The organism is Pseudomonadota bacterium (genome assembly GCA_026388275.1).
GTDB lineage: Bacteria > Desulfobacterota > Syntrophorhabdia > Syntrophorhabdales > Syntrophorhabdaceae > JAPLKB01.
In genome coordinates this window covers 16477-29885 of sequence record JAPLKB010000021.1, presented here as the reverse complement: position 1 = coordinate 29885, position 13409 = coordinate 16477, and the positions used below count along the sequence as shown (strand labels likewise).

Annotated in this window: 13 protein-coding genes; 8 read left to right on the top strand and 5 right to left on the bottom strand. The window is 44.4% G+C overall.

The genetic code is table 11. From position 1 onward, the window contains the following. Positions 1-622: 622 nt before the first annotated feature. The 8 genes from NT010_06095 (at position 623) to NT010_06060 (ending at position 7136) form a co-directional block, all read left to right on the top strand. Positions 623-1273, top strand: coding sequence for a nucleotidyltransferase domain-containing protein (locus NT010_06095; protein MCX5805627.1), 651 nt, complete (start codon positions 623-625; stop codon positions 1271-1273). Beyond that, complete coding sequence (locus NT010_06090; GenBank protein ID MCX5805626.1) at positions 1248-1691, top strand: hypothetical protein; 444 nt, start codon at positions 1248-1250, stop codon at positions 1689-1691. Before NT010_06095 ends, NT010_06090 begins: the two co-directional genes overlap by 26 nt. A gap of 3 nt (positions 1692-1694) precedes the next feature. Then, on the top strand, positions 1695-2351 hold the full coding sequence (locus tag NT010_06085; protein ID MCX5805625.1) for a phospholipase D-like domain-containing protein: 657 nt from the start codon (positions 1695-1697) through the stop codon (positions 2349-2351). Positions 2352-3076: 725 nt separating this feature from the next. Further along, positions 3077-3853, top strand: a complete 777-nt coding sequence (locus tag NT010_06080) for a SagB/ThcOx family dehydrogenase (GenBank protein MCX5805624.1) — start codon at positions 3077-3079, stop codon at positions 3851-3853. 48 nt (positions 3854-3901) lie between these two features. Further along, positions 3902-4366, top strand: coding sequence for a thioredoxin-dependent thiol peroxidase (gene bcp / locus NT010_06075; protein ID MCX5805623.1), 465 nt, complete (start codon positions 3902-3904; stop codon positions 4364-4366). Positions 4367-4509: 143 nt separating this feature from the next. After that, entirely contained in the window at positions 4510-5070 is a 561-nt protein-coding gene (locus NT010_06070; GenBank protein ID MCX5805622.1) for an HD domain-containing protein, read from the top strand. Between the two features lie 111 nt (positions 5071-5181). Then, on the top strand, positions 5182-6834 hold the full coding sequence (locus tag NT010_06065) for an ATP-binding protein (protein ID MCX5805621.1): 1653 nt from the start codon (positions 5182-5184) through the stop codon (positions 6832-6834). A gap of 77 nt (positions 6835-6911) precedes the next feature. Beyond that, a complete protein-coding gene (locus NT010_06060; GenBank protein MCX5805620.1) occupies positions 6912-7136 on the top strand; it encodes a DUF433 domain-containing protein in 225 nt (74 codons plus the stop codon). On the opposite strand, the gene NT010_06055 is transcribed toward NT010_06060, so the two are convergent. Genes NT010_06055 through NT010_06035 form a run of 5 tightly spaced genes read right to left on the bottom strand, consistent with a single transcriptional unit; the run spans position 7076 to position 13400 of the window. Then, complete coding sequence (locus NT010_06055) at positions 7076-7492, bottom strand: secondary thiamine-phosphate synthase enzyme YjbQ (GenBank protein MCX5805619.1); 417 nt, start codon at positions 7490-7492, stop codon at positions 7076-7078. The two genes, NT010_06060 and NT010_06055, sit on opposite strands and share 61 nt — an antisense overlap. A gap of 12 nt (positions 7493-7504) precedes the next feature. Continuing rightward, positions 7505-8539: a hypothetical protein gene (locus tag NT010_06050; protein MCX5805618.1), complete on the bottom strand. Its 1035-nt coding sequence runs from the start codon at positions 8537-8539 to the stop codon at positions 7505-7507. Next, on the bottom strand, positions 8536-9711 hold the full coding sequence (locus tag NT010_06045; GenBank protein MCX5805617.1) for an MFS transporter: 1176 nt from the start codon (positions 9709-9711) through the stop codon (positions 8536-8538). Before NT010_06045 ends, NT010_06050 begins: the two co-directional genes overlap by 4 nt. 3 nt (positions 9712-9714) lie before the next feature. Further along, positions 9715-11100 (bottom strand): FAD binding domain-containing protein, encoded by a 1386-nt coding sequence (locus tag NT010_06040; protein ID MCX5805616.1) that lies wholly within the window; start codon positions 11098-11100, stop codon positions 9715-9717. Then, a complete protein-coding gene (locus NT010_06035; protein MCX5805615.1) occupies positions 11097-13400 on the bottom strand; it encodes a xanthine dehydrogenase family protein molybdopterin-binding subunit in 2304 nt (767 codons plus the stop codon). Before NT010_06035 ends, NT010_06040 begins: the two co-directional genes overlap by 4 nt. Positions 13401-13409: the final 9 nt, after the last annotated feature.

Genomic DNA, 13409 nt, shown 5'->3' with positions numbered 1-13409 from the left:
ACAAAGAATTATGAAAACAAGGCCCTTAAGCGAAGCGCAAGTCAATTGTATGTTCCGGACAAATAAGAGGTAAGAGTATGTAAAAATCTTATACTTTCTGTGTCCACTAAAACCCTCCTCAGATAATTTGCGGACACTGTGTCCGCAAATCCTCAAACCGCCGCAAAACCAAGATAGAAGCCATTCAGCACATTGCTGTCCCGCAAACTTGACTTTGCAATTGAAGACCTTTGAGGTGAAACTGTGTTTAAATCTTTTATCATCTATAATTAGCTTTTCGGATTAGGTGCTCTACTACTATTAAGAACAAATAAAAAATAGTTTGAACCCTTCAGCTCCCACAGGTTACTTTTCCCTCCCGTATGGCAGCCTGTATCTCATGAGGAAGTTTTAAAGTTATATCGTGTGAAGCATCGTCAGTACTGGATTTTCAGAGATTTGATTGGTGGTGGAAACTGTTTCCACCGTTTCCCGTGATACATAGTCAGACCCAACATTGAAGCTCAGTTTATGAAGCGGTTATCAACCTTGTCGAATACCGGCTGAAAAAGGCAGGGAGTGTATAAAAGCAGTTAAGAATGAAAAATGATGAGTTATTAATGAGAAGTCAAAACAAAATATATTGCAAGCTGTACCCGAAAAGGTTACAATTGTAACCGATATGATTACAATGATAAAAAACAATCGCTTATCATCTGTGTTATTCGGCAAAGCAAGGCGGGGGATTCTCTCGTTGTTTTTCAGCCGTCCTGAAGAAACGTTTTATTTACGTCAAATTGTTCAATTAACAGGGATTGGCTTAGGTCCTATACAACGAGAATTAAAACAGCTTTCCGATGCCGGGATTATCCTACGAAAAGCACAGGGCAGGCAAGTCTATTTTCAGGCAAACAGAGAATGTCCTGTCTTCAACGAACTGAAAAGTATAGTCATAAAAACCGTTGGTATTGGAGACGCTCTCCGGAGCGCCCTGGCCCCTATTGCTGATCGTATTCCCGTTGCCTTTATCTATGGTTCTTTTGCAGACGGTAAAGAGAAAGGAGGAAGCGATGTTGATGTCCTTATTATCGGTGGTGTGACATTTGGAGAGGTTGTGAATGCCTTTCAAGAGGCACAAAATGTTATCGGCAGGGAGATAAATCCTACTGTGTATCCTGTAGGCGAAATCCGGTCTAAAATTGCAGAGAATAAGCATTTCTTAAAATCGGTATTGAATGGTCCAATGATATTTTTGATTGGAGATAAGAATGAGCTTGAAAGATTGGCTCAATAAAGGCTGGGTAGTTGCCCATAAGACAAGCCCTGACGAGATAAATGATCTTTTTGGGGTTGCTGACCGTGACCTGGAAGATTGCAAAACAGAAGGACTAAGTTCCCATTGGAAACTGGCAATAGCATATAATGCAGCCCTACAAATGGCCACTGCAGCGCTTGCAGCAAGCGGATACCGATCAGCCCGTGAAGCCCACCATTACAGAGTCATTCAGTCGCTTCGCTATACAATTAAGGCAGATAATTCTCTCATTGCTCAATTTGACAAGTTTCGGAAAAAACGAAACATTGGTGGTTACGAGCGTGCATTGGCTGTCTCAGACCAGGAGGCAAGCGAGATGCTCGTATTGGCAAAAAGACTCCATGAAGATATTGAAGATTGGCTGAAGGAAAATTATCCGGAACTCTTCAAGGAATAAAATATGCCTGCCCACGACATTATCGACAATCGTCATGAGAAATTAGCTAATCATATCAACCGCATCCTCTTATCCACCGAATCGGCATGGTTTGCAGTAGGGTATTTCTTTCTTTCAGGTCTGACAAGTATTGTAGAAAAGCTTGACAGGGTGAGAGTATTACGCCTGCTTATCGGGAATACCACAAACAGGGAAAACCTTGAACAGCTTGCAGAAGGCTACCGAAGGCTTGAACTTGTCACTGAGGCTGTTGATGCCGAAAGATATCCAAAGCGGACGGAGACAAAGCGCATGGCGGCAGAGACCGCCAAAAATATCCGCGCAAGCGTGGAACTCATGGATCAAACGGATGATGGAGAGATGCTTGTTAAGACGCTCGTCCGTATGATTGAAGACAAAAAGCTTAAAGTAAAGGTTTATACAAAAGGAAGGCTCCACGCAAAGGCACACATATTTGATTATGGGAAGGTTTTCGATGAAAGTGGTAAACCAGTTGAGTGCCATGAAAAAGGAATCTCCGGGGTCGGGTCTTCAAATCTTACCCTTTCCGGTGTTATCCATAATACCGAACTCAATGTAATTGTCCAGGGTAATTTTATAGACAACCACAACATAAATGAGGGTACGGGGAGTAAAACCAACACATCTCAAAGAAATTGAGCAGGACCGCAAGGATTATCTGTCCACATTGGCAGCAAAAAGGAAAAACAAAATCCGGACAGGTCACGAAAGCTTAAAAAAGACCTGGGCTTTTAATATGACAATGCTTTGATTAATTTAATGACTCGTAGACATAATATACCTAACCCTCTGCAAGCAACAGGATCATAAAAATCAATTCTGACAAAAACTTTGATCCCAGTTTTTATCACTTTTAGCAATTATTATAAAAAACTATCTCGAAGGTACATTTTATCAATCCCTTATCTGTATTGGCTTTACAAAGATTTAAAAAATTGCCGCAACTGTTGCGGCAAAATATTTGCTGTCTTAAAATAAAAACATATATTGTGTCAATGGGCTCAAATCCTTATGACCCCAAGCCCTTGATTTTTGAATTTCGAAAGGGAGAAAATCCGCCGCTTCCGATATCCCGAAAGCTGCCATAAAATTTAGCTTCCAACTGCAAATAAGAGGGAATGTTATTTGCAGGACCGCGGCTTTGGGAAATGGACATAAAGAACTTCAAGGGTAGGATTGCGGGATATCCTTCAATATTTCAATACTTTTAAAACCTGAAAGAACAGCCCCGCCAATCTCCATCAAAAACTGTTGAAATTCCTTTGAATAATATATAATTACTTTTAATTGAAGGAATACGCCCGATGGCATTAAAAACATTTGCAGCCGTGGATGGATTTTATCATCGTATATGGATATAAAATATGAACGGAACAGATCCGAAAGAAAAAATAGTGGGTATAGGGGCCAGATTCCAGGAGGAAACGAAGTATACCCGGGAGAGTTTGAAGGGCCACACACTCGACTGGAATGCGGTACCGGATACTTACAAACACTATGATAATCCCCTTGCAAGAATTGTTCTGCCAAAACCGGTCACAAAGGGTGAGAAAGACATATGGAAACTTATTGCCCGAAGAAGGTCGAGAAGAGATTATAATTCACGGGATGTATTAGACCTCGAGGCTCTTGCCGTCCTTCTATGGGCAACTCAGGGCATTACCACCCGTTGGGGAGATACGCTTTTCAGAGCTGCCCCATCTGCAGGCGGACTTTTTCCTGTAGAGACATACCTTAATGTCCGTTCTGCGGATCGCCTTGAATCAGGTATATACCACTTCAGACCTGCCGAATTCGATCTTGAACTAATCAGAAAGGGTAATTTTTCAAAGGGGCTTGCCGAGGCGGCCCTCGGGCAGGACATGGTTGCCGGCGCACAGGTTACATTTATATGGTCTGCTGTACTCGCCAGGGCAAAATGGAAATACCGGGAGAGGGCATACCGTTATATCTATCTTGACGCAGGACATATTGCCCAGAATCTTTATCTTGCCGGGGAAGCCCTTGGTTTTGGTGTTTGTGCCGTCGGCGCATTCTTTGATGATGAAGTGAACGGATTTCTGGGACTTGACGGTATTGAGGAAACGGTCATTTATATGGCTGCGGTAGGAAAGCTGCCGGAAACAGAGAAAAATGTATAGAGAAACAAGGCTTAAACGCTAACCTTTTATACTGATAGGAGGAAATCCATGATAAAACTTAAAGCAGGCGATAAGGCCCCATTTATTGAATTGCCGAACCAGGACAATATCATAAGAAAACTGTCGGATTTTTCAGGCAGGAAGGTGCTCATATTCTTTTATCCTAAAGCAGGTACTTCTGGCTGAACTGTCCAGGCCGCGAGCGTAAGAGACGCCGGGATGCGTCTGTCGGAAATAAACGTTGTGCCCTTAGGGATCAGCCCTGATTTACCATCAGCACAGAAACGGTTCGCAGAAAAGAACGGGCTGGAATATGACCTTCTTTCAGATCCAGACCATGAGGTTGCCGAGGCATACGGCATCTGGGGCGAGAAGAATATGTACGGCAAAAAGTCATACGGTATTATTCGCTCATCTTTTCTCATTGATGAAAAAGGGCTTATTATTGAAGCTTTTTACAAAATCAGCCCGGCGGATACAATACCGAAGGCGTTAAAGGCGCTTGGTGCATAAGAAATTGAAGAAAATGTTTGCACCTGAGCGTTTATAACACCGATATCGGGGTGGGCCGGTAAGGTCAAAGCTTTATCTTCATATTATAATTAATAGAAAGTGCAATTTATAAAAAATAAAAATACCGCATTGGAGGAATAAATATGACTATGTCAAGAAATGAGGCAATTGAGTTACTCAATAAATATGTAAAAAATGAAAAGATGCTGAGCCACAGTTATGCCTCTGAGGCGGTGATGAGGGCGCTGGCAAATAGATTGGGCAGAGATGAAGAAAAATGGGGTCTTGCGGGACTGCTGCATGACCTTGATATAGAGCTTGTCAATGGTGATTTAAGTGTCCATGGTATCGAAACTGAAAAAATCCTTAATGAAAAAGGTATTGATCCTGAAATCGTAGAAGCCATAGTGATGCATAACGAAGCGCTGACGGGTAAAGAACGGCACACGGAATTACAGCATGCCCTTGCAGCAGGAGAAACCCTCACAGGCCTTATTATTGCGACAACCCTCGTGTATCCGGACAAGAAGATTACAAGTGTAAAACCTAAATCCGTAACAAAAAGGATGAAGGAAAAAGCTTTCGCAGCATCTGTTAACAGGGACAATATTATGGAATGTGAAAAAATCGGAATACCGCTGGATGAATTTGTGGAGATTTGCGTAAATGCCATGAAAGGCATAAGCGATCAATTAGGGTTATGAGTGGTTTTTTGGGGATAATACCGGAAAAGAACCTGTTTTTTTCTTTATTGACAAACTTCATTAATATATATTAAATTAACCCATATGACATTAATCCTAAATGGGTGATATATGCTTGAATATTTTTACAGGAAAGATGATCAGGAAATATTTTCAGGGAGAAAGAACGAGCTTTCCCTGATGGACGAGCACCTTTTTTCCGGTAAACCCGTTGATGTCCATATATCGGGGCTGAGACGTATCGGGAAAACCATGCTCATCAAAGAGTTCATGAAAAGGCATATGGATGACGAAGGTGTTCTCCCTGTTTATATTAACCTAGAAGAAATATCGGAGACACCGGAGGACTTTGCCCTTAAATTCATCGGATGGCACGTTTACTGGTATTACACCAAGGGCAGCAGGCTCCCCGTTACATACCTTCACCTGCCTTCCCTTATCTTCGAGATACAGGACAAGGAATTAAGGGATGCCCTCATGCCCGTAACTGCTGAACTTGAAAAGGCCAAACCGGACAGACAGAGACTCCTCCAGGAATGTTTCAACTTCTCAGGCACACTTGCCCGCTTTACCGGGAAGAGAGTTATCGTTTCTCTCGACGAGTTCCAGGAAATAGTAAATCTTACCAACTTCGATCAGATGAAAAACATCTTGAAAATCTTTCGCAGTGTAAAGGACAGGGTAGACCACGTTACTTATTGTATCAGCGGTTCGATTATTTCAGAGATGGAGAATATCACAAGGGACAGTGCAAGCCCATTGTTCAATCAGTTCTCTCATCTTCCCATAAAACCGTATACACGGGAAGAATCCGGCGAACTTATCAATAAATTCATTCCCGATGTTGATAACAGGCTCACAGGTCTCTTCCATTATTACAGTACAGGTAATCCCTTCTACCTCGTCCGGATACTCAGGAAGGCTATCCTTTTTCTGGATAGAGGGGAGGTTCTGTCAGATATGCTTGTTAAACGTGCCTTTATCTCGGAGGTGCTTTCACCGGGCGGCCTTATTCACTCATACTGCACGTACCTTTATAACGTTTCTCTCCAGAGGGCGAGGGGATATGGAGTATTAAAATCGTTACTGGATATTGTAGCGACAAACGATACCCCCATGACGCAGTCAGAACTGGCAAGAGCATTGAAGATGAGCCAGGGGCCCATACGAATCAATCTGAAAGCACTCCAGGATATCGGACTTCTCTTTGAAAAGGAACGAAAATATTATTACTTTGATCCTATACTGAAATACTGGGTTGCCTATGTGCAGAACGGCGTCGAGGTTTCTGATTTTCCTAAAGAGAAAGACCTTATGTCGATAATAGAAGAGTTGGATAAAAAATATCAGCGCGTATCGGAAGAGCTTGGAAGAATGAAGGAAGAATCCGTAATGAATATTATGAAGCAATTCTCAGGGCAGGAAATAGATGGGGCATTGTTTGGTTTAACAGAAAGGATCATCCTGCCGGGTTTTACAAAGCTCAAGCGATACATCTCGACAGATGGGAAAATAGAGATCGATATACTTGCCATCACTAAAAAGGGCAAATGGGCAGTTGAGGTAAAATGGAAAGGCAAGGCTGCTGGGCTGAAAGAAATAGAAAGATTCTTAAAAAAGGCTTTACCTCTGGCAGATACATACTGGTATGTTTCGAAAGCCGGTTTTACAAAAGAGGCCAGACAGTTTGCTCTGGAAAAAAGAATATTCATATCTTCCGAAAAAGACATCGGGGTCCTTGTTGAAAGTTTACAACAGGGCTGAACAACAACCATGATAGTTCCTGAAATAATATTCTTATTCGTCTACAATTTCAATGAGTTTTAATAAAGGAGGGTGTAATGGTAACACTGGATCATATCACCCAGCAGCCGGATATGATGGGAGGCAAGGCGTGCATCCTCGGAATGCGTGTCACCGTCGGTATGATTGTGGGGCAGATCGGGGCAGGCTACACCATTGAAGAAATACTGGCCGACTACCCCTATAAAGCTGCCTGCCGTTTTTACTCTCCTATAATCTTGATGAGGACACGTTTTTTCCGTCTTCCATCAAACTCACCATAAAAAATCTGTTCCCAGGGTCCGAAGTCCAATTTTCCTTTCGTGACGGCCACAACTGTCTCTCTTCCCATAACCGACCGCTTAAGGTGGGCATCGGCATTATCTTCACCAACGTTATGCCGGTACTGAGAGACCGGCTCATGTGGAGCCAATCCTTCAAGCCAGCGATCAAGGTCGTGATGGAGGCCGGATTCATCGTCATTAATAAAAACAGAGGCTGTAATATGCATCGCATTTATGAGTATTAATCCTTCTGTTATCCCGCTTTCCCGGATACACTCTGCTACTTGCCCGGTAATGTTTATGAAGCCCCGCCTTTCAGGAATGTTGAACCACAATTCTTTTCTGTAACTTTTCAATGCTTACCCCTTTCATTTATTAATTGTTTGAGAAGACCAGTCGTCCTTTACGATTCTCATAATTTCCTTTGCATGTTCACTGTAAAGCTGGATGCCTTCCCAATTGGGTTTTCCCATAATCTTCTGCATGAGAAGGCCATCTGTACCGAACCATCCGGGCAATACACCTCCGAGGAAATAGCCTCTTGTTCTAAGGTGTTCTACAATGCCGCCGACCCATGGCCAGGAGAGCTTTAGCCAGACCTGTACAACAACGATGCCCTGATCTGTTATGTCAATTAGCTCTTTGTCGAATGCCTCTGGGAAATCTTCACCAGCTTCATGCACTGTCAGACGTACTACTTTTGCAGAGTCGAAAACCTGTTTTTTAATCTCTGTAGACAATCCTCCTCCCGGTTTTTCTGGTGCGGTCATAAGGGTTCGTTTATCATCTATCTGTGTGTATATGTATTCCAGCGCATCTTTATACACAGTCGGTACATAAACAGTTTGGGGCCTGGAACGATAATTCCTGAACATAAGCAGACAGGCAACCCTTCCGGACGCACTGTGTTCTTTCACATATGTCTCGGCGGGCATAAGGTCAACTTCAAGGGCAGTTGTAATGTTAGCAAAGACCTGCCATGACTTCTGCATATAAATGTTATTGCAGACAGCTTCCCCGAAAACAGCATCAATATCCATCCCCGGGGCCATAACTTCACAAACATATTGATTTATTTTGTTAATAATATTGTGTTGCCGGTATGCAGGCAGCACCAGACCCTGGCCGGCTTCATAGACTAGCGGGTTTGGGCAGGAGCGGTAAATTGCTTCATATGCCACCAGATCGCCCTTCGATGTCCGGGCCACGACAGGTATATTTTCAAGGGTATTAAAGGCATTGATGAGCAAGTCCGGATTATATACGAGTTTCACCGGATACCCTTCGCCATAGACTGCCCTGAAAAGCCTTGCCACACCAGGGGCGTCTTCGGGCCGGAAGGCGTCGATCATAAAAGACTGGTTGGATTCTATCAGGTCAATTTGAAGTCCCTCCTGTGTCATAAGGATCTCCTTTTCATGGTTATATGCATAAGTGCAGCAGCAAAAAAGCTCAGCAAAGCACAGAGGTAGAAAATAGTATTGTAGCCCCAACGGCCTATTATAATGCCCCCGATGAAGGGTCCGATAAAAAATCCGCCCTGCATTACTACAAGGGAGAGATTAAGATTAGTTGCTCTGAAGGCAGGAGGGGAAAAATCAAAGATCAATGCGTTAAGAAGAGGCATTACTATACCCCATCCGAGGCCGATGAAAAAGGCAAGGACATAAAACATGCCTTCGCTGAATATATGAGCAACCAGTGCATAACAGACTGCAAGTCCGGCCATAGAGAGTCCTGTAATGGTTGCTTTATTAAGCCTGTCAAAAAATGTCCCGCCAATCAGTCTGATTCCTATCATAACAACTGTTGCAATTGTGAAGAAATAACCGGGGTTTTCTATGCCTTTTCTGTGACCGTATTCTTTTATGAAAAAAAAGATAATCGTATATGCACTGTACAATAAAAGATTAACAGCAAATAGAACAGCAATTTTTCTATCTTTTATATTGTCGAACAATCTCTTCATGTTTATGCCATGTTGATCGCTGTGGCAGTCCTGACCGACTGACTGAGAAGGTTTAATCTGATACGCAAGAGATAAGGAAAAGATCATGAGGATTGAGCTGTATATCAAGGTTGCCTGAAAATCTGCCGGTGTTTTATTTGTTGCTGTTAATAGAGGCGGTACTATCGAGTAAGGAACGAGCCTTACGACGGATACGAGCCCGAAGGCCTGTCCGCTTTTTTCTGAAGGTATATAGTTGACCATCATTGCCACGATTGCAGACATAAGGCATACAAAGGCAGCGCCGTGCAGTATGCGGACTGCAATGAGCGACGGAAGGTCTAAAGCAAATTTGTAGGAAAACAGCATAACAGCCATTCCGGATATGCTTATAAACAGCCATTTCCTGGAATTTTTAGCGTTCAGATATACAGAGAGAAAAGGCTGGAGAACAAAACTTGCCAGAGAATCTGCTCCCATGATAAATCCGAACCAGGCAAAGGCAATGCCTAATGACTGAAGATAGTTCTGAAACTGAAAAAATACGGCCATCACAGCAGCAGCGAACAGGAAAATGGTATTTAAAGCAATGAACTCTTTTGTAAATAGTCCTTGTTTTTGCTCCATTCTTTATCCGGAGATGCGGAGCAGCAGATTTCCTGCAACAACCCGCCTGTATGCTGCGCTTGCCCGTATATCGTCAATCGGGGTGAGAGCCTTTTCAATAAAGGGTATTAAAGCCTTCAGCGTCTCTTCAGTTAAAGGCTTCCCAATAAGGGATGCTTCTGCATCTTCAGATGTTACAACTGTGGGGCCTACACTTCCCCAGGCAAATCTGGCTTTTTTCACAATTCCTGTTTCATTAGTCTTTAAAAGAGCTGCAAGGCTTGCAATAGATATTGCGAGAGACCGGCGTTGCCCTACCTTTTCATAGTGATGAATGTTATAGTTGTTGTTGCTTTCCAGCCATAGACCGTATAATATCTCACCTTTTTTCAGTGCTGTTTTTCCGGGACCGATGATAAAATCCTTTATCGGGATGCGACGGGATTGACTTTCAGAGCGTATTTCCACTTCAGCATCCAGTACGTATAACGGCGGCAGGGTATCGCCTGCCGGGGAAGCTGTGCAGATATTGCCGCCAATTGTACCCATGTTTCTAATTGGAGGCGAACCCAATGATTTTAAAGCCTTTATGAGTACGGGGAACTTTTGTTGAATAATGGGGTTTAAAAGCAGCTGACTGTGTGTGCAGCAAGCCCCGATAAATAATTGGCCTGCGCTTTCATATACGTTCTTAAGCTCTTCTATTCGCTCCAGACATACAAGGGCAGTATTGTGCAATGTATGAGAAGCTCTTAATTTTACAAGGAGGTCTGTGCCGCCGGCATATAGAAGTGCATCCGGCTTACCTTCAAGCATGTGCCAGACCTCATCGTATGTTTCGGGCAGAAACGCTGTTGCATCGGTTTGACACTTACCCTTCTCCACTTCAAACGGTTTGAGCTGATTGAGCGGTTCAAATGAAATTCCCTGTACCGAATCTTGTCCCCGGGTATTAATTTTTCGTGCTGCTTCTTCTACGGCTTCCACAATCTTGAGGTAACCGGTACAACGGCAAAGATTGCCGCTTAAGGACTCCTGTATTTCTGTTCTATCAGGCTGCGGATTTGTTGTAAGAAGACCTGCTGCTGCCATGACCATACCTGGGGTGCAGAATCCGCACTGTACGGCGCCGTATTCTATAAATGCCTTCTGCAGGGGGTGCATGTTCTCCTGTGTTCCCATTCCTTCTATGGTTATAATATGCCGACCCTCAAGCTGCGGAGCAAGCATTAGGCAGGCGAGCATGTTTTTACCGTCCACAAGGATCGTACATGCCCCGCAATCTCCTGCACCGCATCCCTCTTTTGTGCCTGTCATATGCACGTCTTCACGCAGAATATCTATTACCCTTGTCCGCGGGTCTGCCTCAATTGCAATATTTTGATTGTTGAGGATAAAAGATATCTTCAATGGGAGCACCTGTTGTTTTTATTATCAATCAGCATGGTCAGGATCTTTTCACCTGTGAAGGGTGCGCTGAAGATCCTTATCCCGCATCCGTCCGCTATGGCATTTGCTATGACAGGTACAGGGCCGCTCATAGCTATCTCGCCAACCCCTTTCATGCCGAAAGGCCCTGATTCTTCTTCTATTTCCACAGGGATGGATATAATTTCAGGTACATCCATTGATGTTGGGATGGTGTATGTTGCAAGATTTTCAGTCATAATCAGGCCGTCCCGGATTTGAAAAGCCTCAGTCAGCGCGTAGCCTATGCCCTGGGCAATGGCGCCCTGAATCTGTTGCTCATATGCCTGGGGATTAAGCACCTTGCCTGCATCTGTGGCGGCAAGATATGTTTTAACTTCAATGCTGCCTGTCAATGTATCAATTTCCACGTATGCGAGATGGGCTCCGTAGGAATATATTAAATGAGGACCCATATATATGATGTCGAGTTTTTCCTGAGCAACGGGCATCCTGAAAGAATCCGTACAAACCCGTTCCGAATCATCTAAAAGACGGGCTATATCGATGAGAGGGATACTTCTTTCTGATGGAATGTGGATTATGCACCCGGGTTCAAGCATAAATTCATCTGCCGTAGACCCCTCAATCAGGGCTGACGCCTGTCGGGATATGTGTTTTTTTAAGGTGTGTGCCGCTCCTACAAGAGCATTGCCGTATGTATAGGTGGTGCGGCTTGCCGATGAGGAGCCCGAGGGTAATGTACGGGCTGTATCCGGCAGAACCAGTTCCATCACGGACGGGTCCTGTCTCAGGATGTGACCTGCAATCTGTACATAGGTGCTTGCGTTACCCTGCCCCATGTCTGCGACACCTGCATAGACCCTTATCTTGCCGTTGTCGGTAATCTCAATCTTCGCGGTTGCCTGATCCGGTACAACCGGCGGATAACCCATGGCATGGCCCATACAGGCAATACCCACCCCTCTTATTTTATGAGGCCCGGCGTCTTTCTTCCATTGATGCTTATCCTTCCATAGAGGATGATGTCGTATGGTTTCGAGACACTGTGCCGCACCCACAGAATGGGTAAGGGTAACGCCAAGACAATTTCTTTCTCCCCTTGCCACAACATTTTTAAGGCGCAGCGCAAGAGGGTCCATATTGAGTTTTCCGGCAAGTATGTCCATCATCTGTTCCATAGCCGCTGTTACCTGAGGTACACCGAATCCTCGGAAAGGTCCGCCGACAGGATTATTTGTATATACGCACCAGCCTTTAATGCTTACATTGGGTATGCGGTAAGCTGAACCTGCATGCTCTGCTCCGAGGGTCATAATCTCACCTCCGAGAGAGGCATAGGCACCGCCGTTGTAATAAAGCCTGCACTCAAGGGCCTGGAGTTCACCGGCAAAATTTGCGCCAAGTCTGTAATGCATCCTTGCTGAAAGGCGTTTTACGCCTGCCAGAAAGCTTTCTTCACGACTCCACCACATTTTTACCGGCCTGCCCTGTGAATGGAGTATGGCAAGACCCAGAAGACATTGTACGGTAATGCCGTCCTTTCCGCCAAAGGCGCCGCCGAGATAAGGCGCTATGACCCTAATCTTTTCCATATCAATGCCGAGAACAGGTGCAATTTCAAAACGATCGCGGAAAGGTGTCTGAGTTGAGGCGACAATGACGATTCCTCCGTCAGCCCCCTGATATGCCCAGCCTGCCTCCGTCTCCAGATAGGCATGTTCCTGAATTGGCATATTGAAGATACCTTCAACTGTTGCGTCGCACCCCTTTATGGCGTCGGCCCCTAGCCCGGTTTCCACTGATACAGCCTTTATTAAATTTCCTTCAGAGTTGTCTTCATGTACCCTGGGAGCCTTGCCGCCAAGAGCTTCCTCTGCGTCAAATATTCCAGGCAGTAACTCATAGTCAAAAGAGATGTCCTGAATAGCCTGCATCAGGACATCTTTGTTTTCTGCAAGCACAAGCGCTAAGGGTTCGCCGCAATGGCATATTTTTATATCTGCAAGAACAGGCTGGTCTTTACGGATTATCCCGATTCTATTTATGCCGGGGATATCCCTGTAGGTCAGGACTGCAGCCACGCCGGGGATGTTTTGAGCCTTTTGAGTATTGATGCTTTTCAGCACTGCATGGGGAACACCGGCTCTTTTTACACCGGCCCAGAGGAATGTTTCTCCGTAGTAGTCGGCTGCATATTTTTCCTTCCCCGTTACCTTGGTGAAGGCATCTGCTCTCGGTGTTGTTTTGCCGATCTGAAGATATTCCTGCTTATTTGTCATAGTGTCAAC